We start from the raw sequence: 21,295 nt of genomic DNA on the forward strand, positions 1-21,295 counted from the left end.
CTCCGGCGGCCGTCGTGCCGCATGGCAGGGTGAACCCATGCCGACCACTGATGCCACCCATGACACCGATGCCGCCGACGCGAGCGATGTCGCCCAAGAGCAGCCCCGACGGCTCATCGACCTGCGCAGTGACACCGTGACCCGGCCCGGCGAGGCGATGCGCCGGGCGATGGCCGAGGCCGAGTTGGGCGATGACGTCTTCGGCGATGATCCCACCGTCAACGCCCTGCAGGAGCGGATCGCCGGGCTGCTGGGGTTCGAGGCCGCCTTGTTCGTCCCGTCGGGGACGCAGAGCAACCTGTGCGCGCTGCTGACCCACTGCGGCCGCGGGGACGAGTACATAGCCGGCCAGTTCGCCCACACCTACCTGTGGGAGGGCGGGGGCGGGGCCGTGCTCGGCGGCATCCAGCCGCAGCCGCTGCCGCACCGCGAGGACGGGACGCTGGACCCGGCGCTCATCGCGATGGCGGTCAAGCCGGACGACCCGCACTTCGCCCGCACGCGGTTGCTGTGCCTGGAGAACACCACCGGGGGCCGGGCCGTGCCGGTGGACTACCTCAAGACCGCCACGGGCGTCGCCCGCGACCACGGGCTCGCCACGCATCTGGACGGGGCGCGGCTGTTCAACGCGGCGGTCGCCGGCGGGGGCGACCCCTATGAGCAGGCGCGGCTGATCGCCGAGCCCTTCGACAGCGTCTCGGTGTGCTTCAGCAAGGGCCTGGGCGCGCCGATCGGTTCGGCGCTCGTGGGATCACGGGACTTCGTGGCACGGGCACGGCGCTGGCGGAAGGTCCTGGGCGGCGGGATGCGGCAGGCGGGCGTACCGGCGGCCGCGGCGCTCCACGCGCTCGACCACCATGTGACGCGGCTCGCCGACGACCACGCGCACGCCGCGCTGTTCGCCGAGGGCATCAAGGACGTGGCGGGCCTGACCGTGGAACCCGCCCGGACCAACATGGTCTTCGCGGCGCCGGCACCGGGCCTCGGCACCGAGGAGGTGTGCGACCGGCTGGCGCGGCGCGGCCTGCTGTGCGCGGGGTATCCGGGGCAACTGCGTTTCGTGTTCCACCTGGACGTGTCGCGTGCCGACGCGGAACGCGCCGTGGACATCGTGCACGAGGCCTTCGAGGACGCGGCAGCGCGCTGAAGGCGGCGGGGTGACCCACCGTCTCGGCAGGATGCGGACCGACGCGGACCCCGCCGCAGAACCCCTGTGGCTCCCTCCCGGAGCCGGGAGGGAGCCACAGGGGGCGTTGTCCGCCGGTCAGGCTGGGGCGATCTGCATGACGACGGCCTTGGGTTCGGTGAAGAACTCGCGGCTGAAGTTGCCGCCCTCGCGGCCGACGCCGGAGTCGCCGACGCCGCCGAAGGGTGCCCGCAGATCGCGGACGAAGAAGCAGTTGACCCAGACGGTGCCCGCCGTGAGCGCGGCGGAGACGCGATGGGCGCGGTGCAGGTTCTCGGTGAAGAGCATCGCGTTGAGGCCGTAGGGGGTGTCGTTGGCCAGCCGCACCGCCTCCGCCTCGGTGTCGAAGGGCTGGACGACGACCACCGGGCCGAAGATCTCCTCGCAGACCTGGCGGGAGCCGAGCGGCATGTCGACGAGCACGGTCGGCTTGACGACCCAGCCGTCGCCGGGGCCGCCGGTGAGCATCCTGCCGCCCTCTCCCCCGACCGTGTCGACATAGCCGCGGACCTTGGTGTAGTGCTCCCGTGAGGCCAGCGGGCCGAACTCCGTCTTCGGGTCCTTGGGGTCGCCGATCACCAGGGCCTCGGCCGCGGCGGTGAACCGGGCGAGGAACGCGTCGTAGATCTCCCGCTGCACATACAGCCGGCTGCCGGCCAGGCAGACCTGGCCCGCGTTGCGGAAGATGGCCTGGATCGACCAGTCCACCGCGTTGTCCAGGTCGGCGTCGGCGAAGACCAGGTTGGCGCCCTTGCCGCCGAGTTCCAGACTGACCGGGGTCAGATTGGCCGCCGCGGCACGGGCGATGACGCGGCCGGTGCCGGACTCACCGGTGAAGGTGATCCGGTCGACGCGGGGGTCCTCGGTCAGGGCCTGCCCGGCCGAGTCCGGGCCGTAGCCGTGGACCACGTTGAGCACGCCCGGGGGCATCCCCGCCTCCAGTGCGAGGCGCGCCAGGACGGTGGCCGACACGGGGGTGTCCTCCGCGGGCTTGAGGACCACGGTGTTGCCCCACGCCAGGGCCGGCGCGACCTTCCAGGTCTCCAGCATCAGCGGGAAGTTCCACGGCGCGATGGCCGCGACCACGCCGGCGGCCTCGAACCGGGTGTAGCTGTGGTGGCCCGAGTCCATCGGCAGGGCCTCGCCGGTGGCCAGCCGCGCGTGGTCGGCGAAGAAGCGGAAGTTGAGCGCCGAGCGGGCCACGTCGTGCCGCGCCTGGACCAGCGGCTTGCCCATGTCGCGGGTGTCGGCCAGCGCCAGCTCGTCGGTGTGCTCCTCCATCAGGTCCGCCAGCCGGTGCAGGATCCTGCCCCGCTCCGCGAACCCCATCCGCGGCCACGGGCCCTCGTCGAAGGCACGGCGCGCCGCCGTCACCGCGCGGTCGGCGTCCGCCGCACCGCCCAGGGGCACTTCGGCCCATGCCTCACGGGTCCATGGATCGACGGTGTCGAAGCGGGCGCCGTCCAGGGACTCCACCTCCGCCCCGTCGATGACATGCCCGTAGAACTCCGTGTCAGCCATGGGGCGACTCTCTCTCTGCGATCGTCACGTCTCCTGCCGCGAAGTGCGTCTTGGGCACCTCGCGCACCACCACCCGGACGTTCTGCTTCGGCGCGCCCACCGCGCGCACCACGGCGTCGGTGAGCTCGCTGATCAGCGTGCGGAGCTGCTCGGGGGTGCGGCCCTCGGTGAGGGTGATCTCGACCAGTGGCATCAGCCGTCCGCCTCCGTACCGCCGTTGAGGAACACCGAGCCCAGGTGGGTGAAGTGGCAGGCGATCCCGGCGCCGGGCGGCGCGAACACCGCGTCGGTCATTCCTCCGGTCAGCACCACCCAGCCGGGCTCGATGGCCAGGCCGCGGCGGCCGAGGTCGTTGGCCGCCAGTGCCAGGGCCTCGGCCGGGTGGCCCTGGACCGCGGCGCCGGTGGCGGAGTCGACGATCTGGCCGTCCACCTCCACCAGCACCGCCTCCAGTGCCAGGTCGAGGGTCCGCGGGTCAAGGCCGACCGGCCCGGTGACATAGGCGCCGGAGGAGGCGTTGTCGGCCACCACGTCCGGCAGGGTGAACCGGAAGTCCCGGTAGCGGCTGTCGATCACCTCGGCCCCGCCGTGCACCGTGCCGACCGCCGCCAGCGCCTGGGCCGCCGTGACGCCCGGGCCGGCGAGCCGGTCCTTCATCACGAAGACGATCTCCGGCTCCACCCGGGGGTGGATCAGCTTGTGCTGCGGGACCGGCTCCCCGGCGGGCAGCGCCATGGCGTCGGTCAGCCACGCGGTGAGCGGCGAGTCCACGCCCATCCGCTTCTGCTTGGCCCGGCTGGTCAGGCCCAGCTTGACGCCGATCAGCCGCTCCCCGCGGTCCCGGCGGCGCCGCAGCGTCTCGTCCTGGATGCGGTAGGCGGTGGCCAGGTCGAGCTCCGGCCACTCGTCGGTGAGCGGCGGATGGTCGCTGCGGGCGTCCTCGCAGCCGAGCAGCACCCCGGCCGCCCTCCCGACGTCCCAGGTCGTGCTCATCGGCGCACCCCCTGCGCGGCCGGGTCGCCGAGATCCCGCTCCTCGGCGAGCTGCAGGGCGATGTCGATGATCATGTCCTCCTGGCCGCCGACGTACCCGGCCTGCCCGACGCGCTCCAGGATCTCGTGCGCGGGCACCCCGTACCGCTGTGAGGCGCGCTCGGCGTGCAGCAGGAAGGAGGAGTAGACGCCCGCGTGGCCCTGCACGATCGCGGAGCGGTCCATCCAGGGCAGCCGGGGGATGACCGGCTTGACCACGTCCTGGGCCGCGGACATCACGCGCTGGACGTCGATGCCCGCGTTGATGCCCATCCGGTCCAGGGTGGCGGCCAGCACCTCGGTCGGCGCGTTGCCCGCGCCTGCGCCCAGGGCGCACAGCGCGCCGTCGATCTGCCGGGCGCCGGCCTGGTAGGCCAGCACCGAGTTGGCGACGCCGAGGGAGAGGTTCTGGTGGCCGTGGAAGCCGACCTGCGCCTCATCGCCGATCTCGTCGAGCAGCGCCCGCACCCGGGCCTGGGCGTCGGAGAGGACCAGCGCCCCGGCGGAGTCCACCACGTAGACGCACTGGGCACCGGCGTCGACCATGATCCGGGCCTGCTTCGCGAGCGCCTCGGGGCCGGTCCGGTGGGAGAGCATCAGAAAGCCGACGGTCTCCATGCCGAGGTCGCGGGCCGCGCCGAAGTGCTGCACGGACACGTCCGCCTCGGTGCAGTGGGTGGCGATCCGGGCCACCGACGCGCCCACCGACCGGGCCCGCCTGAGGTGCTCGACGGTGCCCAGGCCGGGCAGCATCAGCACCGCGATACGGGCCCGCTCGGCCTCGTCCACGGCGGCCGCGATCAGGTCGAACTCGTCCTCCAGCGAGAACCCGTAGTTGAAGCTGGACCCGCCGAGGCCGTCGCCGTGCGCGACCTCGATGACCTCGACGCCGCTGGTGTCCAGGGCGTGCACGATCGCCCGTACCTGGCCCTCGGTGAACTGGTGGCTCATCGCGTGGGAGCCGTCCCGCAGGGTCGAGTCGGTGATGCGCAGGTCGCGTGGCTTCTCGGCAGGGGCACTCATGCCGACACTCCTTGCTCGGCGAGGCGGGCGGCGGCCAGCAGCTCGCCCACCCGGGCGGCGGAGGCCGTGATGATGTCCAGGTTTCCGGCGTAGTCGGGCAGGTAGTCGCCGCGCCCGCGGACCTCCAGGAACACCGCGACGCGGGCCATCCCGCGCCACTGCGCCCGCGCCGGGTCGTACTGCGGTTCGGCGCGCAGCGTGTAGCCGGGCACGTACTGCCGCACGGCGGCGACCATGGCGTGGATGGACCCGGTCACCTTGTCCTGCAGCGCTCCGGGCTCGGCGGCCTCGGCGGGCACCGAGCAGAACACCGTGTTCCGCATGATCATCGGCGGTTCGACCGGGTTGAGGATGATGATGGCCTTGCCGCGCTCGGCGTTGCCGATCCGCTCGATGGCGGTGGAGGTGGTCTCGGTGAACTCGTCGATGTTGGCGCGGGTGCCCGGCCCGGCGGAGCGGGAGGCGATCGAGGCGACGATCTCCGCGTACTCCACCGGCACCACCGAGGACACCGCCGACACGATCGGCACGGTGGCCTGCCCACCGCACGTGATCATGTTGACGTTCATCGCGTCGAGGTTGAGGTCGAGGTTGACCGGCGGGCAGACGAACGGCCCGACGGCGGCCGGGGTGAGGTCCACGGCCACGATGCCCGCCTCGGCGTACCGGGGCGCGTTGGCCCTGTGGGCGTGGGCGCTGGTCGCCTCGAAGACGATGTCCGGCAGCGGGTCCTGGCGCAGCAGCCAGTCCACGCCCTCGTGACTGGTCTCCAGACCCATCCGCCGGGCACGGGCCAGGCCGTCGGAGGCCGGGTCGACGCCGACCATGAACCGCGGCTGGAGGACCTCGCTGTGCCGCTTCAGCTTGAACATCAGGTCGGTGCCGATGTTTCCGGGGCCCACGATGGCGGCGGTGGCGCGCCGCTTCCCGTTGCCGCTCATGAGTTCTCCTTCGCGAAGCACGCGGTCACCGAGCCGAGGCCGGCGAACGTGGCGGTGAACGAGTCGCCCGGGCGGACGGCGACCGCCGCGGTCACCGAGCCGGGCAGGATCACATGGCCGCTCTCCAGCACGACGCCCCGTGCGCCGACCGTGTTGGCCAGCCAGACCAGCGAGTTCAGCGGGGAGCCGAGTACGGCCCCGCCGGCGCCGGTGGCCACCAGCTCACCGCCTCGGTGCAGCGTGCACCCGGACAGGCGGAGGTCCACCCGGTGCAGCGGGGTGGGCCGGCTGCCCAGCACCACTCCGCCGGAGGAGGCGTTGTCGGCGATGGTGTCCAGGATGCCGATCTTCCAGTCCCTGATCCGGCTGTCGATGAGCTCCAGGGCGGGGGTCACGAAGTCGACGGCGGCGGCCGCCTCGGCCACCGTGACGCCGGGGCCCCGCAGCGGGCGCTTGAGGACGAACGCGATCTCCGGCTCGACGCGCGGCTGGAGGTAGTCCGAGGTACGGATCGGCTGGTGCTCCGGGTGGAACATGTCGTCGAGGAGGTGGCCGTAGTCGGGTTGGCCGACACCCATCTGACGCTGCATCGCCAGGGAGGTGAGGCCCACCTTGTGCCCCTTGATCCGGCCCCCCGCGGCCAGTCTGGAGCGGATCTGCAGGAGTTGGATCTCGTAGGAGTCCTCCAGGGTCATGCCGTCGTACGTTTCACTGAGCGGCTCGACGGGCCTGCGCGAGGCGTACGCGGCCGCCAGGAGGCCGGCCGCCTCGGCCCGGGACACCACTTCCACGTGAGACCTTCTTCCAGTTCGGCACTCGGATGCGGACCGGCGCGGGTTCGGTCACCGCGGCGGTACGGGGCGCGGTGCAGCGGTGCACTCCGGTGGGGTACCGGTGCGGTCCGATGCGGTGCGCCTGCCGACTGACGCTAAGGGGGGCGCGGCGGGCGGCGCCCTTCACGTTCCGTGGTCCGGAACGGTCGCGGGGACGGGGTGGATCACAGGTCGCAGAGGAAGGCGGCCGGGTCCCAGCGGGTGTCGTCGTCCCGCGGGGCGGTGCCGGTCACCGGGCGGGCCTGGAGCAGCCACACCCGGTCCTCGGGGTCGATGGCCCATTCGATGTCCACCGGGTGGCCGAGCACCTCCTCGGCGCGGTAGGCCATCGCGGCCACGCGGGTGAGGTCCTGGCCGGACAGCAGGGGTTCGCGGTGGGCGGGGGTGCCGGGAGCGGCGGGGTCGTGCCGGAGCACCCGGCCGTCGGTGCGGGCGATCTCGGCCCGCTCCGGTGCCGGTCCGCCCGCCACGGCGCCGCCGGCGCCGGGGGCGGCCTCCACCACCGCCCGGTCCCGGAGGCCGGTGACCGGGTGCATCGAGAAGGCCACCCCGGAGACGCGGGCGGGCACCATCTCCATGACGCCGACCCCCATCGCGAGGGCGTCGACCGGCAGGCCGGCGTGCATCCGGTAGGCGAGGGACCGGTGGGTGAAGAGGCTCGCCCAGCAGCCCTGGACCGCGGCCGCCACGGCGTCGGGACCGTGGACACCGAGGAAGCTTTCGAACATCCCGGCGAAGCTGTGGTCCGTGCCGTCCTCCGCGACCGCGGAGCTGCGGACGGCGACGGGGCCGCCGCGGCGGAGGGCGAGGGAGGACAGTGCCCGGACGATCCCGGCGCGCAGGGGCCGCGCCACTGGGGTCTCGCGCAGCAGCCGGCGCAGTCCGGCGGAGGCGTCGGCGAGGGCGGTGTGGTCCAGCGGGTCCGGTACGGCGCCGAGGTGTTCGGGGAGTACGGCGGCCAGGCCGGAGGCCGCCCTGTGGCGGTGGAACGCGTCGGCGGTGACCGCGAACCCGTCGGGCACCCGCAGCCCGGCCCGGGCCAGCAGTGCGAGGCGGGCGAGTTTGGCCCCGGCGACGGCCGCCCCGTCGGGACCGGCCAGGCGGTCGAGCGGGACCACGCAACGGCTCTCGGCGCTCATCGGGCCACCCGCCTCCTTTCCCCGGTCATCACCCTCCGGCAACCGCCGGACACAGCCACGGCCACGCACCGGCTGCCGCCCGCCACCGCCGTCACGGCACGCCGGCCGCCCCTCGTGCCTGCCGTCGCCGGCCGCCGCCGTTGCCGGTCACCGCTGTCATCACCCTCCGGCAACCGCCGGACACCGCCACGGCCACGCACCGGCTGCTGCCCGCCACCGCCGTCACGGCACGCCGGCCGCCCCTCGTCACCGCCGTCGCCGGCCGCCGGCCGTTGCCGGTCGCCGTGGCCGGGCTTCTCTCCGCCGTGGCGCGCGGAACGCCTGCCGAGGGGGTGCCGTTCGGGGCGCCGCCTCCGCCCCGCGGCGGTGGGAAGCCCTGGGGGCAGACGCCGGCGGCGGCACCGGCCCGGCTTTCCGGAACCCTCGACGCGGTCGTCATCGGCGCAGGACCCGGACGGTGCCGTGGGTGCCGTCGACCTCGACTTCGTCTCCGTCGCGGATGGCGTGGGTGGCCGTGCCGACCGCGGTGACGGTGGGGACGCCGTACTCGCGTCCGACGATCGCCGCGTGGGAGAGGATTCCGCCCGCGTCGCACACACAGGCCGCGATCACCGCGAAGGCAGGAGTCCAGTTGGGCGAGGTCGACTCGCAGACCAGGACGTCCCCCGGTCTGAGAAGGTGCAGCGCCTCCGCGTCGGTGAGCACCCGGGCCCTGCCCCGGGCGGTGCCGCGCGCCGCGGGCACCCCGGTGAGCCGGCTGACGGTGCGTGTGGCGTCCGCCCGGATGTTGCCGAGGAAGGTGCGGTCGATCCCGAAGACCTCGGCCAGCACCGGGTCATGGGCGTCCTCGTCGGGCACCGTGCCCAGCGCCTTCGGCAGCGTGGACCGCCGGGCCCGCCACCGCTCGAAGTAGTCCCGCCGCTCCCCCACCAGCCCGCGCAGCGCCGGGTACGCGGAGCGCGCCTCGGCGACCGCGACCAGCTCGGGCCAGAACAGGAACATGGCGTCGTCACGGCGGTCCGCCCCGGCCCGCTCGGCGATCTCCAGGCTCGCCCGGCGCAGCGGCAGCGCGACCCGCAGATCGATCGAGACGTTGTGGTCGTCCTGCCACTTCGGCAGGTTCGCCGCCCGGCAGGACGCGAGGGCCGAGTCGAACACCCGCTGCTCCCGGCCGGTGAGGCGGCCCCGCACCTCGTCGGCGGCGGCGTCGCGCTGCTCCCGGGCCCGGGCCAGCTCGGCGTCGAAGTCGTGCTCGGCGGGCAGCTGGAGAAAAGAGGCGATCATCCCCAGGGCCGGGGAGGGATCCTCCAGCCAACTGGGCAGCGCGACGTCCGAGGTGCCCTCGGTCCGGTGGCCGTACACCTGCAGGAAGTCGCCGAACCGGCCGGCCCACCGCGCCTCCGCTCCCCCGGCCGCGGCCAGGCCGGCCAGCACCCGGTCGCCGGGAGCGGCGGTGAGCCGGGCGGCTGCCAGCCCCGCACGCCGGGCGGCCCCGGCCAGCTCCCACAGCGCCCGGTCGGTCTCCATCACCTTGGTGTGCTCGCCCTGGAGCAGCACACCGACCAGCGCCGGGTCCACGCCCAGTGAGCCGCACAGGCGGCGGAAGGCTACATGGTTGGCCAGCAGCGGGTACATGACCTCGAAGTGGATCTCGAAGGCGCGGCGGTGGAAGCGTCGTGCCTCCCCGAGGTGGCCGACGAGCTCCGCGGTGTCCAGCCGCGCCGGGTCGACCGACCGCAGCCGCTGCCACCACTGCTCGATCTCGTCCTCGCGAGCCGCCCAGATCTCCGGGAACGCGTCCAGGAACCGGTTCAGGCCGGCGCGCAGCCGGGTCGCCCGGGCCCGGCGCTCGAACTCGGAGGGCACCTGGATCGCCGAGGCGTAGGTGTGGGTGCCGACGAGGCGCTGGGTGATCCCGCGGCTGCCGGGCAGCGGCAGGCACTCCGCGGCCAGCTGGGAGGCCCAGCTGTAGCCGTCCTGGTTGGCCAGCAGGCCGAGCGGGGTCAGGCCGCGCGGCCAGTGGAAGTCCAGGAACCAGAAGCGGGACTCGTCCTCCTTGCCGAAGGGCCGGAACGGCTCCACCGCGTAGGCCGACTCGGCGTACTCCGGGCGGAAGCCCGGGTAGCACTCCGCGCCGGCGAACTCGGCCGTGCTGTCCGTGGGCGTGCTCAGGCTCCCAGGCACTGGGCGACCTTGCGGGCGGCGATGGTCACCAGCTGGGCCTGGCGGCCCAGGTCCCTGGCGATCTCGGCCGCGGGGCCGACCAGGGAGATGGCGGCCCGGGACCTGCCGGAGCGGTCCAGCACCGGGGCGGCCACGGAGGCGGCGCCGTCCTTGGCCTCGCCGAGGTTGGTGGCGAAGCCGGTACGACGGACCTGGCCCAGCGCCCGGTCGAACTCCTCCGCGCTGCGGATGGTGCGCTCGGTGCAGGCGGGGAAGCCGGCCGCCTTCCGGGCCGCCGCCAGCTGGGGGTCGAAGGCCGCGATCACCTTGCCGGAGCTGGTGGCGTGCACGGGCCAGCGGCGGCGGACGCGGGCCATCAGCGGGATCGCCCGGATGCTTTCCAGCCGTTCGATCTGGAGCACGTCGACCCCGTCGGCGATGGAGAGGTGCACGGTGCATCCGCTGACCTCGCGCAGCTCCTCCAGCATGGGGAAGGCGGTCCGGCGCAGCTCCACCCGGCTGTGCGCGATCTGGCCGAGTTCGACCAGGTGGAGGCCGAGCCGGTACTGGCGGGTCGCGGGATCCTTCTCGGTCAGTCCGCGGGCGCACAGCGCGCTCAGCAGCCGGTGCGCGGTGCTCTTGGCCACGCCCAGGCGGCGGGCGACGTCGCTGACGCCCAGCTGCTCCTCGAGCGCGAAACACTCCAGTACGTCGAGGGCCGCGCCCACCGACCTCAGGCCACCGTCCTTCAGAGCGCCGTCGGAGCCTTCGGGGCGTTCCCCCACGGTCCTCGCCGGGCCCCGGGCGGACAGAGCCGGTTCGGTGATCGCAGTCATAGGGGGACCTCCACGTTGAGAGCCGCGCAGTGCCTGGACTGTGACTCAAATGTCCCTAACAATGCAACTGATGTTTCCCATTGAGCGGGACGGTCCCGCACCCTCCGTACTGGCCCGTGCCATGTCGGTGCTCGACGCCTTCTCGCCGGCCGACACGACGGTCTCCGTCTCGGAGCTGGGGCGTCGCACGGGGCTGGCCAAGTCGACCGTGCACCGGCTGGCCGGGGAGCTGTGCCGGCTCGGTCTGCTGGAGCAGACGCCGAAGGGGCTGCGGCTGGGGCTGCGCCTGTTCGAACTCGGCCAGTTGGTGCCCCGGCAGCGCGATGTGCGGGAGGCGGCGCTGCCGCTGATGGAGGACCTGCGCGAGGTCAGCCGCGCCACGGTGCACCTGGCGGTGCGGGAGGGGGTGGAGGTGGTCTACGTCGAGATCCTGGGCGGCAAGGCGTCCCCCAGCCTGCCCTCGCGGGTCGGCGGGCGGATGCCCGCCCATGCCACCGGGGTCGGCAAGGCGATGCTGGCCTTCTCTCCGCCCGAGGTGACGGCCGAGCGGATCAAGGCGGGTCTGCCACCGTGCAGCCCGTTCACCATCGTCACTCCCGGTTCCCTGCTGCGGGAGCTGGAGCAGGTCCGCCGGACCGGGATCGCCTACGACCGGGAGGAGTCGGGCGTCGGCACCGTCTGTGCCGCGGCGCCCGTGCTGGGCGCGGGCGGGCTCCCGGTCGCGGCCCTGTCGGTGACCGGCCGGAGCACTCAGCTGGACATCGAGCGGATGGGACCGGCGGTACGGACCACCGCGCTGGCCCTCGGGCGTCAGCTGGTGGCCAAGGGCAGGACCGGAAAGGCCCCCGCCACCCGCAGACAGCCCGCGTGACGGGGGCCGTCGGGCCCTCTCCGGTGCGGCCCGCGGAGGAGGGCCCCTACGACGCTCGTTCGGCATCTCTGTGTGTTCCCGCTCCAGTTCGTCGGCCTCCTTGTCCAGGGCCGTGGCGGTGACCCCGGCCGCAGCGCGGATCCTGTTGCGGGCCGCGAGACCGAGCGCAGCGGCTCCGGCGCGGCGTACGCGCCGGTGCGCGAGTGAGGCGGCGGTTCCACTCTCCCGCGGCGGATGCCGGGTCGGCCGGCTTGCTGGTCTTCAACGGCGACCGGGTGCCCTCGCCGTGCGGGGCCGGCGAGCGCGTAGAAGCCGGGCGAGGCGCACCCGGCCTCCCGCATCGCGGAGGCTGTGCCGGCGCTCCCCGGCCAGGATCTGCGGGCCCGCCCGGACGACGAAGAGGATCATCAGGGCGGGAACGAGGAGAACAAGGTGGATCACGGCACGTCCCGTCGGTCGGCGGCGACTGGTGGGGGCGTTGTCAGGATGCGGCCGCGGGCCGGACCGCGCATGTCGTGGTGCTGGCCGGACCCGGCCGACCGCAGAAGATCACCCCTACGGTCGATCAACGAGGTGGAGGTCACCGCGCGGGCATGGGGCCCCTGGGATCGCCTGCGCGGCCTTGCGGCACACCGCGGCCGCCGGTGACCGGTCGTACGGGGTGCCTCACGGGACGCGCGGCCCGAGTCATGGGGACGGCCGGCCGGAGAGTGTCACGACGCGGGAGACTCCGAGGACCTTGCCCCGCGCATCCAGCGCCTCCACCTTGAAGTACGGTCCGGGGGCGTTCGTGGTGACGGCCGTCTCGAACCCGGACCGGGCGACGTGTGCGGCGACGACGGACAGGGAATCGGGGTCGGGTCCGGCGAGCACCCGCCATGCTCGGGTCTGTGTCGAGCCGTTCCAGGACGCGTGGACGACACGGCTCCCGCCGCTGGATCGTGCCGCCGCTCTCGGGGGGTAGTACGGAGTGCCGGTCCATTCGTTCCGAAAGGCTCGGTAGGAGATGTCGGAGCCCGGCAGCTTCGCCTCGTGGAGCAGGTTCTGCGAGCCGGTGCCCTGGGTGTTCCCCGCACCCGCGTACTCCGAGTAGTAGGGGCTGTGCCCCCAGCCGACGAACGCGTTGCCGTTGGGAAGGACCTGGGTGTTTCCCTGGGTCGCCGACTCCAGCGGCGGCTGGTGGTAGTACGTCCTGTCCACGGTCGCCGTCCGGTTGCGGAAGTCGAGGTCGAGGACCAGTCCGCGCGACACCTGTTCCGGGGCGCCGTCGGGCAGGTCGCAGCAGCCGTTGTCGAACAGGCTGATCCGGTTCCCCGGCCGGAACCGGGCGTCGTGCTGCCAGAAGAAGCCCGCGTTCGGGCCGAAGGTGAAGTCGCTCTTCTTCCCTCCGAGTTGCCAGCGGATCCTGCCGGACTCCTTGGAGACGTCGTAGATCGCCCACATGCTCCGGGACGAGATCAGCCACTGGCCGCGCGGCCCCTCGTCAACCGAGTTGATGTGAAAGGGATCCCACACCCCGCCGGACGCCGGCGCGCTGGAGGCCGGCACCTCGGAATCGGCGGGGTCGAGGTGGTCCAGCGCGTTCCACGCATGCAGAAGTCTTCCCGTGGCGGGGTCGACCTCCTGGATCTCGCTGTCGAGGATGGCCCCGTCCGCGGGCCCCCCGTAGGGCGTGAGGTCCACGGGCACCGGTTGGGAGGCGATGAACAGCGCGGTACCGCTGCGGGTCAGGATGAACTCGTGCTGGTCCGGGTGGTAGCCGTGATGCGCGAAGACCGTCCGGAGCAGTCGGTAGTGCCGGTCGTAGATGTAGTAGCACCCGCCCGGTTCCGGAGCGCCCGGTGGCAGGTTCGTGTACCAGGGCGGCAGGGCGACGCTTCCCTGCCACCAGGTCAGCACCGGCTGTCCCCGATCCCGTCGTCGGGCGTCGTAGTACGTCTGGACCCTGACGTCGGCGTTCTGGAGGTTCGTGGAGGGCAGCGGGCGGAACCAGACGGGATCGCCGGACTCGTCGTTGATCAACGCCCCGGTCTGACCGATCGTCCTGTCCACGCCGTACGGGCCCAGGAAGACGTCTCCGCGGGCCGTTCCCGGTCGGTCCGTCGTCACGGCCACCCTCATGGGGTGCAGGCCCGGTTCGGTGACGAAGCTCCAGACATCGCTGCCCGAGAGGATCGGGGGCGGAGTGGGCCGCGACGGCGGGTAGGGCTCCGTCGCGCAGGGGCGGGGTGGGCGCTGGGGCGGACTCGCCGCAGCCGGGGGTACGCAACCTGCGACGACGCACGCCGCAGCGAGCATGCGGGCCCCAGCGGTGCGACGGACCCTTCTCGGCGTCCTACGGGCCCACGACACACGCGTCGCCATTGCCGACCTCCTTGCCTCCCGGCAGCACACCCGGCGTACCACCTCCCCCACCTGCTGCTGCGGCCCTGCACCCGCGAGCGCCGAGAATGTCATCCAGGCAGCTCAGCTCCTGTGCCTCACCTCTTGATCAGGGGTGAGCGGACGGCGCCCGCCGCCCTGTCGCCCTCGCTGAAGAAGTCCTCCCGGTAGATGTCGCGGGGGAAGAGCCTCTTGCTCATCAGCGTCTTCAGGGCGGCCTCCACCATCGGCGGCGGACCGCAGACATAGCCGACGTGTCCGCGCAGCGAGGCGTGGTCGGCGGCGAGGACGTCGGTGACCAGACCGGTGGCGAAGCCCTCGGCCTCCTCCTCGGACAGACAGGGCCGGTAGCGGAAGCGGTCGGGGTGGCGCTCCTGGAGGCCGCGGAAGAAGTCGACGTCGTAGAGCCACTGCCGGGTGCGGGCGCCCTGGTAGAGGGTGAGGTGGGCGCGGTGGGCGTCGTTCTCCAGGGCGTCCAGGATCATCGCCTTGATCGGCGCCAGACCGGTCCCTCCGGCGACCATCACCGCGGGCTCGTCACGCGAGGTGCGCAGCACGAAGCGCCCGTACGGTCCGCAGAGCGGGATCCGGTCGCCGACGCGCAGGGTGCTGAAGATCCAGCCGTCGGTGGCGGCGCCGCCCGGCGTACGCCGGATGTGGAACTCCAGGGTGCGCGGCCGGGACGGCGGGTTGGCGATCGAGTAGGTGCGGTCCGCTCCGCTGCCGGGCACGGTGAACCTCAGGTACTGCCCGGGGTTGAAGGCGAGGTCGCGGTCGAGTTCGACGGTCAGCCGCAGGGTGTCGAGGGCGATCTCCTCGACCGCGGTGACCGTACCGGTGAAGTCGGTCACCGGATGGACCGGGACGTCCTCGTCCACGTCGACGTCCGCCTCGATCACCACGTCGGACCGCGGACGGGCGCAGCAGGTGAGGGTCTTGCCCTCGTCGCGCTCGAAGTCCATCAGGGCGAACGCGGACGCGTCGCCGTGGTCCACCTCGCCGTCGAGGACCTCCGATTTGCAGGTCGCGCAGGTGCCGTGGGTGCAGGAGTGGGGCAGCCAGACGCCGGCCCGCAGGCAGGCGTCCAGGATGGTCTGGTCCTCCCGGCACTCGACTTCGCGCCCGATCGGTTCCACGGTGATGCGGTGGGTCTGGGTCATGCAAACAACTCCGGGCTGGGGTGGGGCCGTGCGCCCGCGTGGGCGCGGACGCACGGCTGCGCTGGCTGGGGCTCTGTGCCGGGGTGGCCTCAGGTGAGGGCGCTGGTGAAGCGCTCGTTCAGCTCCCGCCCGACGTAGAAGATGCCCTTGGCGAGCTGGTCGGGGGTCCAGGTCACGCAGGGACGGTCCGGGTAGGACCGGTAGCCGCCGGCGAAGACCTCGTTGCGGTTGCCCGAGGGGTCGAAGAAGTAGATCGTCTTGCCCCGGGTGATGCCGTGCCGGGTCGGGCCGACGTCGACGGAGACGTCGTCCATGGCGAACAGGTCGCCGGCGTGCAGCACATCGGCCCAGTCGCCGAGTTCGAAGGCGAAGTGGTGCAGTTTGCCCTGCGGACCCTTGATCACGGCGATGTCGTGGACCTTCTGACCGGCGCTCATCCAGGTGCCGATGTACTCGGCGTCGTCGTCGAGCGAGGTGGCCACCCGCTCCGTGGTGTAGAAGTCCAGCACCTCCGCGAAGAAGCGGTCCATCAGGTTGACGTCCTCCGCGGTGATCAGCGCGTGGTCGATGTTGGGCACGCCGACGCCGACCAGGTGCCGCGGGAACACCTCGGGGTTGACGGTGCCGACCTCGGTGCCGACCAGGGTCATGTCGTGGTACAGCTCCAGGACGTGCTCGGACGGCGTGAAGATCCGTATGCCGTCGCCGACCTCGGGGTTCTCGCCCTTGCTCATCCGCTCCACGCGGCAGCCGAACTGCTGGGCGCGCTTCTCGAACCCGTCGAGGTCCGACGGGTCCTCGACCTTGTAGCCGAGCCTGCCCAGGCCGACCCCGCCCTCGTCGAGGACGACCGAGTGGTGGTCCCACTCGTCCCAGCCCTTGAGCAGCAGCCGTCCGGGCTCCTCCTGGACGGGGTACAGGCCCAGGGTGTCGACGTAGTGGCTCCTGGCGTCGCTGAGGTCGGTGACTCTCGCGTGGACGTATCCCAGGCGCATGACTGCCATGGCTGGCTCCTAATTCTCGGTGCCGGTCCCGCCGGCGGACGTGCTGCTCGGCCGGAACGCCGGCAGCGGGTGGACGGCGCGCAATCTGTCGTTGCGCAGGGTGATGCAGACATCGCCGGTGGGGACGGCGCGGCAGGTCAGGCAGGTGCCCGAGCCGCGCTCGGCCGCGGGCAGGACGGTGTCGGCGACGGGTTTGCGGTATTCGACGTCGCCGGCCACCAGGTCCGCCTTGCAGACCCCGCACCCGCCGCGTCGGCAGCCGATCCGGTAGGCGTAGCCCGCGCGGTGGAGACCGTCGAGGACGGTCTCCCCCTCACGCAGTTCCACGACCACTCCTTCGGGCTGCACGGTCACTGTGGGCATCGGGGCGCTCTCAGCGGTGGAAGGAGACCAGGCTCTTGTGGCCCACGCCGAGGGCGTCGAGCGTCTGGTCGTCGGACGGTTCGACGGGCCTGCCGTCGACGCTCCAGTGCCAGGCGGTGGCCGGGTCGTAGTCGGGGTCGGCGGACGCCCAGGGGTCGACGACCGTGGAGCGGAAATCGGCCCAGGTCATCGCCCTGGGGGTGCGGAAACAGGCGGCGGCTCCGAACCACATGTTGTCCTTCCACCACAGGTGGACCAACTGGTCGTCTCCGTACAGCTCCTGACGGGAGCTCGACGGGAAGTCGTACGGTGCGATCGCGCGGACCGGCATGGCTCAGCTCCCCACCGGAGCGCCGGAGTGCCAGCGCTCCCAGTTCGTGTCGTCGGCGGACCCGGTGTACTCGCCTCCGTCGCCCTCCTGGATGCCGTACCAGGCGAGGACCTCCGGCACCGAGGGGCCACCGCAGTTGCCCTGGTAGATCTGGTGCACCGGCAGCCATGCCTGGACGTATTTCTCGGGCTCGCGCTCGAAGACCCACTGGCAGCCGTCCGAGCAGAAGTCGAACCGCTCGCCCTTGTACTCGCTGCTGCGCTGGCAGATCGTGGTGGGATCGCCCGGCTCGGTGAACAGCATCGGGATCTGGCACACCTGGCACAGCTGGGGCAGCCCCGGGTAGAAGAAGCGCCCGCCGCCGTCCACCACCCGCTGGGCCTTGTCCCACAGCGGCTTGTAGTACTTCTCGAAGGTGTCCGGGTAGTTGGCCGCCAGCCACTCCTGGTCCTCGGCGCCCGGGACCGAGGTGGTGAACGCCGCGGCGAAGCTGAACTGGTGGAGCACCCAGTAGACCTGGTGGCTGAGGGTCTCCTTCTCGTCGATCGCCTGCTGCACGTGGCGCGGCGGGCGGATGCCGTAGAACTCCAGGTCGGGGAAGAGTCCGTTGAGCATCTGCTCCTCGAAGTAGAGCTCGAACGCCTCCTTCCAGCTCATCACCTTGCGCGGCAGCATGTAGTCGAGCATCTGCGCGATCAGCGCGGTGACGCGGTAGCCGCGCCAGAACCACTTGTCGATCCATGCCTGCACGATCGGCACGTTGGCCTCGTCCTGCTCCAGCAGGAACTTGATGGCCTCAAGACCGAGGGTCATGTGCCGGCTCTCGTCGCTCTGCGCCGAGAACCCGAAGGTCATGGTGGGCAGGTCGCCGTTGAAGCTGGCGCCGGACATGAACGGTACGAACAGCAGGTTCGTCAGCAGGTACTCGAAGGAGAAACCGATGGCGATCAGGAACTCGAACGGGCCGGCGGACAGGGCGTCGTCGAAGTAGGACTTCGGGACGCTGAGGTACCACACCCGGTCGTGCATGGTGTTCCAGGAGTGGAAACCGCCGTAGTACTTGTTGTACGTCGACAGGGTGTGGATCTCGGTCTGGGTGTGCCGCAGTTCGTCGACCGACTGGCACAAGGCCGCGAACCGCGGGCCGGGGCCGTTGAGATGGCGGGCGAGGAAGGCGAAGTTGCGGTGCGCCTGGTATTCCAGCGGGGTGACTCCCTGGAGGAACAGCTTCATCGCGTTCAGGTACCTGGCGTCCGACAGGGACAGGTGTCCCTGGCTCTGCGCGGCGCCGTCGAGCACCGCGTACAGCCGCTTGTCCTTCTCGGCCTGGTACTTGTAGTAGGCGTCGACGGTGAGCCGGAAGGGGTCCTCCCACTTCGACCAGTCGTGGATCTTGATGCCCTCGAAGGAGGTGTACGGGAAGACCTTCTCCGGGTCGACGTACGAGGGCTCCCAGTCCAGGTCACGGGTCAGCGCCGAATAGCGCTGTTTCATCGACAGCTTGCGCGGGTTGGCGGCCATGTCGTTGGTCTCCTCAGTGGTCCCAGGCGATGACGATCTCGTCGTCGTCCCACTCGGCGAAGTGGCCGGAGTAGGAGACGATGGCGAGCTGGAACTCGTGGGTCTCCCACGGGCGTCCCAGCCGTTCCTCGACGCTCTCCCGGGTGATCACCAGCCGTCCCGGGGACTGGATCTTCACGAGACCGGGCAGCCGGAGGACCGTGAGATCCCGGTTCACGGACTCGATCGCCTCCACGAGCGCCCGGGTGTCCTCGTTCTCCTGGAGGTCGACGCCGACGTTGCGGACCCTCCGTCCGGCGCCGGGGGCGGCCGTACCGGGGTTCTGCGTGTTGGGGCTTCGGGTGTCGGGCCCGGTGGCGGTCATGCGTTCTGCTCCTTGATCGGCGCGCCGAGGGCGCTCAGGGCGGTCCGGACCGCGGCGGCGGCCTCGTCGACGGCGGCCCGGCAGTCGGCTGCGACCAGGCCGTCCGCGGTGGCGGCCAGGGCGTTCACCGCCTCGACCGCGGCGGGCAGCCGGTGCTCCACCGCTGCGGCCAGCGCGGCGCCGTTGGCGGTGCCGTGCCCGGGGTCGGCCAGCCATGCCTTGTACAGCGCGTCGACCCAGCGGCACTGGTCGGCGAACCAGCCGTTCAGGTGCTGGGCCACCAGGCTGTAGCCGCCCGCGCCGCCCAGCAGCGCCGCCTCGTCGAGCCTGCGGTACAGCAGGGCGTAGAGCAGCCGGTCGGTCAGGTCCTGGCCGATCACCGCGACCGCCCAGTCCTCCTCGACCAGCAGCTCCTCCACGTATCGGCGCAGCGGCTGCAGCGAGGGCTGGTCGAGCCAGGACCGCTTGGCGTCCTCCAGCAGGGTGGCGGTGCCGCCGCCGAGGGCGATCCCGACCCGGCTGAGGATCTGCGCGTTGCCCACCCGGTCGAAGGCGGCGAAGGCGCAGCACTGGGCGATGCTGGCGCCGTAGCAGAACCGGGCCGCGGCGGTGCCGACCATCTGGGCGCCGGACTCGTAGTGCCGCAGGGGCAGCACCACGTGGGCGATCAACTCCCGCCAGGGCTCGGGGAGCCGGCCCAGCAGGTCCCGGCTCTCCAGGTACTCCAGGGTCCGGGCGAAGGCGTCGTGCAGCGAGGCACGGGTGGTGACGTAGGGGGCGTAGTAGTACTGACGGGGGTCGGTGAAGGAGTACGGGTCGGTGAGCCGGAAGGTGCTCCAGCTCTCGTCGTAGAGCTCCTTGTCGGGCGCCCACAGCGGCCGGTAGTGGAAGTGCTCGGTGGCCTGGACGTCGATGGTGCCCTCTTCGTACCGGGATGCCGGGCGGTCGCCGTACCGGTCGATGAGGTACTGGAAGGTCTTGCGTCTCGGTTCGATGACCTGGGTACGCAGTTCGTACTGCAATGTGGTCTCCTCGGGTGCTTGCGAGGACTGTGGCCCGTGCCACAGGAAGGGGGCCAGCGCCGTTCCGCAGCCGGGAACAGGCTGGTCAGACGGTGGCGGGACGGCGGGGCACGTCCGACTCGACCAGCAGCAGAAGAAGCAGGTCGGTCAGCGCCTCGGGGCCGTCCAGCTCGCGGGGCCCGGTGGCGGTGAGGCCGTCGCCGACCAGCCGCCCGTAGGCGACGCCGTCCGCGAAGCGGGTGGACACCCGGGCGCGCCGGCCCCGGTAGTGCACCGAGAACGCCAGCTCGCCGCCCGACAGTTCGTCGGTCAGCGCCAGATGGTCGTCCGCCCCCGCGAGTACGGCGTTGGCCTCGCAGACGAGTTGTTCGGCCAGGGCCCGGACGGCCACCTGCCGGTCGGCCCCGGTTCCCGCCGTCGCGGGCGCGCTGGGACGGGTCCCCGGGACGGGGCGCTCGCCGGATCCGGGGTCCTGCCCCAGGATCTCGGCGACGCGGAGCATGAATGGGGTCACGTGAACACTCCTCCTGGCCGGTCCTGCCGCGGCCTGCGGACGAGGCTGCGCCGGACCCGGCCAGGGGCGCCACCGGCGTTCCTCACGCCGGAACATGCGGGGGTGCCGGCGGGGCCGAAAAGCTCCGAACACGGCTGCGGGCAGCGGCGATTCGGGGGTGTGCGGACGGTGGGAACGGGGGCCCGGGGCACGCGGCCCCGCGCCGCACCCACCGCTCAGGAGGTCAGGAAGTCGCCCACGAGTTCGTTGAACGCGTCGGCCCACTCGATCTGGGTCCAGTGCCCGCAGTGGCCGAAGACGTGCAGCTGCGCGGCGGGGATCAGCTCCAGCAGCCGCAGCGAGTTGGCCGGCGGAATGACCTGGTCCTCCCGGCCGTGGACGATCAGGGTCCGGTGCGGCAGGGCGCTGATCTCCTCGTCCGGGGTGACCAAGGCGTCGGCCCAGCGCTGCCGGGGCGCCGGGAACATCGCCGAGAACGCCTCCTGGAAGCCGGGCTGCACACTGGCCCGGTACCGCACCTCGGCCAGCTCGTCGGTCACCAGCTCCCGGGAGTGGGCGAAGATGTCGAGCAGCCGGCGCATGTTCTCGATGGACGGCTGATAGCCCCAGACCGCGTCCAGCCCCTCCCCCTCGGTGAGCTGGAAGGGAACGCCCGCGCTGCCCATCAGCACCAGGCGGTCCACCCGCTCGGGGTGCCGGGCGGCGGCCCGCAGGGCGATCGCGCCGCCGAAGCTGTTGCCGACGATCGAGGCCGAGGGCAGCTCCAGGGCGTCCAGGAAGCCCACCAGCTGGTCGACCCACAGGTCCAGGCCGTAGCTCACCCCCTCGGGACGCTCGCTGAAGCCGAACCCCGCCATGTCCGGCGCCAGCACCCGCATCCGCTCGGCCAGCGCCGGGATCGTCAGCCGCCAGTTGGCGTACGCGGTCACTCCGGGGCCCGAACCGTGCACCAGCACGACCGGGCTGCCCGTCCCCTCCTCCAGGTAGTTGGTGCGGATCCCTCCCGCGACCACGTCCGCGCCGATCTCAGGCCGCTTCTCCCTGTCCATGCACACTCCTCAGCGGTTGTCAGCAGTCCCTGCGATCCTGC

Annotated in this window: 22 protein-coding genes; 3 read left to right on the top strand and 19 right to left on the bottom strand. The window is 72.2% G+C overall.

Annotated elements, in window-relative coordinates; genetic code table 11:
• Nucleotides 1-37: 37 nt before the first annotated feature.
• Nucleotides 38-1,147, top strand: a complete 1,110-nt coding sequence (ltaE, locus tag ACZ79I_RS01815) for a low-specificity L-threonine aldolase (protein WP_471493407.1) — start codon at nucleotides 38-40, stop codon at nucleotides 1,145-1,147.
• A gap of 117 nt (nucleotides 1,148-1,264) precedes the next feature.
• On the opposite strand, the gene ACZ79I_RS01820 is transcribed toward ltaE, so the two are convergent.
• The 9 genes from ACZ79I_RS01820 to ACZ79I_RS01860 all read right to left on the bottom strand — a co-directional run bounded on the left by ACZ79I_RS01820 (nucleotide 1,265) and on the right by ACZ79I_RS01860 (nucleotide 10,673).
• A complete protein-coding gene (locus tag ACZ79I_RS01820) occupies nucleotides 1,265-2,707 on the bottom strand; it encodes an aldehyde dehydrogenase (RefSeq protein ID WP_471493409.1) in 1,443 nt (480 codons plus the stop codon).
• Nucleotides 2,700-2,900: a 2-hydroxymuconate tautomerase gene (locus ACZ79I_RS01825; RefSeq protein WP_471493411.1), complete on the bottom strand. Its 201-nt coding sequence runs from the start codon at nucleotides 2,898-2,900 to the stop codon at nucleotides 2,700-2,702. Before ACZ79I_RS01825 ends, ACZ79I_RS01820 begins: the two co-directional genes overlap by 8 nt.
• Nucleotides 2,900-3,700 carry a 2-keto-4-pentenoate hydratase gene (locus tag ACZ79I_RS01830; RefSeq protein WP_471493413.1) on the bottom strand — a complete coding sequence of 267 codons (801 nt, stop codon included), beginning with the start codon at nucleotides 3,698-3,700 and terminating at the stop codon, nucleotides 2,900-2,902. The genes ACZ79I_RS01825 and ACZ79I_RS01830 overlap by 1 nt, the downstream gene beginning before the upstream one ends.
• Nucleotides 3,697-4,761 (bottom strand): 4-hydroxy-2-oxovalerate aldolase, encoded by a 1,065-nt coding sequence (gene dmpG, locus ACZ79I_RS01835; RefSeq protein ID WP_471493415.1) that lies wholly within the window; start codon nucleotides 4,759-4,761, stop codon nucleotides 3,697-3,699. The genes ACZ79I_RS01830 and dmpG overlap by 4 nt, the downstream gene beginning before the upstream one ends.
• Entirely contained in the window at nucleotides 4,758-5,702 is a 945-nt protein-coding gene (locus ACZ79I_RS01840) for an acetaldehyde dehydrogenase (acetylating) (RefSeq protein ID WP_471493417.1), read from the bottom strand. Before ACZ79I_RS01840 ends, dmpG begins: the two co-directional genes overlap by 4 nt.
• On the bottom strand, nucleotides 5,699-6,493 hold the full coding sequence (locus ACZ79I_RS01845; protein ID WP_471493419.1) for a 2-keto-4-pentenoate hydratase: 795 nt from the start codon (nucleotides 6,491-6,493) through the stop codon (nucleotides 5,699-5,701). Before ACZ79I_RS01845 ends, ACZ79I_RS01840 begins: the two co-directional genes overlap by 4 nt.
• Nucleotides 6,494-6,699: 206 nt before the next feature.
• Nucleotides 6,700-7,674 (bottom strand): PEP/pyruvate-binding domain-containing protein, encoded by a 975-nt coding sequence (locus tag ACZ79I_RS01850; protein WP_471493421.1) that lies wholly within the window; start codon nucleotides 7,672-7,674, stop codon nucleotides 6,700-6,702.
• Between the two features lie 435 nt (nucleotides 7,675-8,109).
• Nucleotides 8,110-9,858, bottom strand: a complete 1,749-nt coding sequence (locus tag ACZ79I_RS01855) for a PEP-utilizing enzyme (RefSeq protein ID WP_471493423.1) — start codon at nucleotides 9,856-9,858, stop codon at nucleotides 8,110-8,112.
• Nucleotides 9,843-10,673 carry an IclR family transcriptional regulator gene (locus tag ACZ79I_RS01860; protein WP_471493425.1) on the bottom strand — a complete coding sequence of 277 codons (831 nt, stop codon included), beginning with the start codon at nucleotides 10,671-10,673 and terminating at the stop codon, nucleotides 9,843-9,845. Before ACZ79I_RS01860 ends, ACZ79I_RS01855 begins: the two co-directional genes overlap by 16 nt.
• 70 nt (nucleotides 10,674-10,743) lie before the next feature.
• Between ACZ79I_RS01860 and ACZ79I_RS01865 the strand changes: the two genes are divergently transcribed.
• A complete protein-coding gene (locus tag ACZ79I_RS01865) occupies nucleotides 10,744-11,544 on the top strand; it encodes an IclR family transcriptional regulator (RefSeq protein WP_471493427.1) in 801 nt (266 codons plus the stop codon).
• 72 nt (nucleotides 11,545-11,616) lie between these two features.
• Nucleotides 11,617-11,751: a hypothetical protein gene (locus tag ACZ79I_RS01870; RefSeq protein WP_471493429.1), complete on the top strand. Its 135-nt coding sequence runs from the start codon at nucleotides 11,617-11,619 to the stop codon at nucleotides 11,749-11,751.
• Nucleotides 11,752-12,231: 480 nt separating this feature from the next.
• Here ACZ79I_RS01870 and ACZ79I_RS01875 read toward each other — a convergent pair whose 3' ends face one another.
• From ACZ79I_RS01875 to ACZ79I_RS01920, 10 genes are all read right to left on the bottom strand, one after another.
• Nucleotides 12,232-13,653, bottom strand: coding sequence for an arylsulfotransferase family protein (locus tag ACZ79I_RS01875; protein ID WP_471493431.1), 1,422 nt, complete (start codon nucleotides 13,651-13,653; stop codon nucleotides 12,232-12,234).
• 371 nt (nucleotides 13,654-14,024) lie between these two features.
• On the bottom strand, nucleotides 14,025-15,086 hold the full coding sequence (locus ACZ79I_RS01880; RefSeq protein ID WP_471493433.1) for a 2Fe-2S iron-sulfur cluster-binding protein: 1,062 nt from the start codon (nucleotides 15,084-15,086) through the stop codon (nucleotides 14,025-14,027).
• Nucleotides 15,087-15,175: 89 nt separating this feature from the next.
• Entirely contained in the window at nucleotides 15,176-16,090 is a 915-nt protein-coding gene (locus ACZ79I_RS01885) for a catechol 2,3-dioxygenase (RefSeq protein ID WP_471493435.1), read from the bottom strand.
• Nucleotides 16,091-16,099: 9 nt separating this feature from the next.
• Entirely contained in the window at nucleotides 16,100-16,453 is a 354-nt protein-coding gene (locus ACZ79I_RS01890; protein WP_471493437.1) for a 2Fe-2S iron-sulfur cluster-binding protein, read from the bottom strand.
• A 10-nt stretch (nucleotides 16,454-16,463) separates the two neighbouring features.
• On the bottom strand, nucleotides 16,464-16,784 hold the full coding sequence (locus tag ACZ79I_RS01895; protein ID WP_471493439.1) for a phenol hydroxylase subunit P4: 321 nt from the start codon (nucleotides 16,782-16,784) through the stop codon (nucleotides 16,464-16,466).
• Nucleotides 16,785-16,787: 3 nt separating this feature from the next.
• Nucleotides 16,788-18,305 carry a YHS domain-containing protein gene (locus ACZ79I_RS01900; protein WP_471493441.1) on the bottom strand — a complete coding sequence of 506 codons (1,518 nt, stop codon included), beginning with the start codon at nucleotides 18,303-18,305 and terminating at the stop codon, nucleotides 16,788-16,790.
• 13 nt (nucleotides 18,306-18,318) lie between these two features.
• Nucleotides 18,319-18,669, bottom strand: coding sequence for an MmoB/DmpM family protein (locus ACZ79I_RS01905; RefSeq protein WP_471493443.1), 351 nt, complete (start codon nucleotides 18,667-18,669; stop codon nucleotides 18,319-18,321).
• Nucleotides 18,666-19,691: a ferritin family protein gene (locus tag ACZ79I_RS01910; protein ID WP_471493445.1), complete on the bottom strand. Its 1,026-nt coding sequence runs from the start codon at nucleotides 19,689-19,691 to the stop codon at nucleotides 18,666-18,668. Before ACZ79I_RS01910 ends, ACZ79I_RS01905 begins: the two co-directional genes overlap by 4 nt.
• An 85-nt stretch (nucleotides 19,692-19,776) precedes the next feature.
• Entirely contained in the window at nucleotides 19,777-20,205 is a 429-nt protein-coding gene (locus ACZ79I_RS01915; RefSeq protein WP_471493447.1) for a hypothetical protein, read from the bottom strand.
• 215 nt (nucleotides 20,206-20,420) lie between these two features.
• A complete protein-coding gene (locus ACZ79I_RS01920) occupies nucleotides 20,421-21,254 on the bottom strand; it encodes an alpha/beta fold hydrolase (RefSeq protein ID WP_471493449.1) in 834 nt (277 codons plus the stop codon).
• Between the last annotated feature and the right edge of the window lie 41 nt (nucleotides 21,255-21,295).

Source organism: Streptomyces sp. PSU-S4-23 (assembly GCF_055632315.1).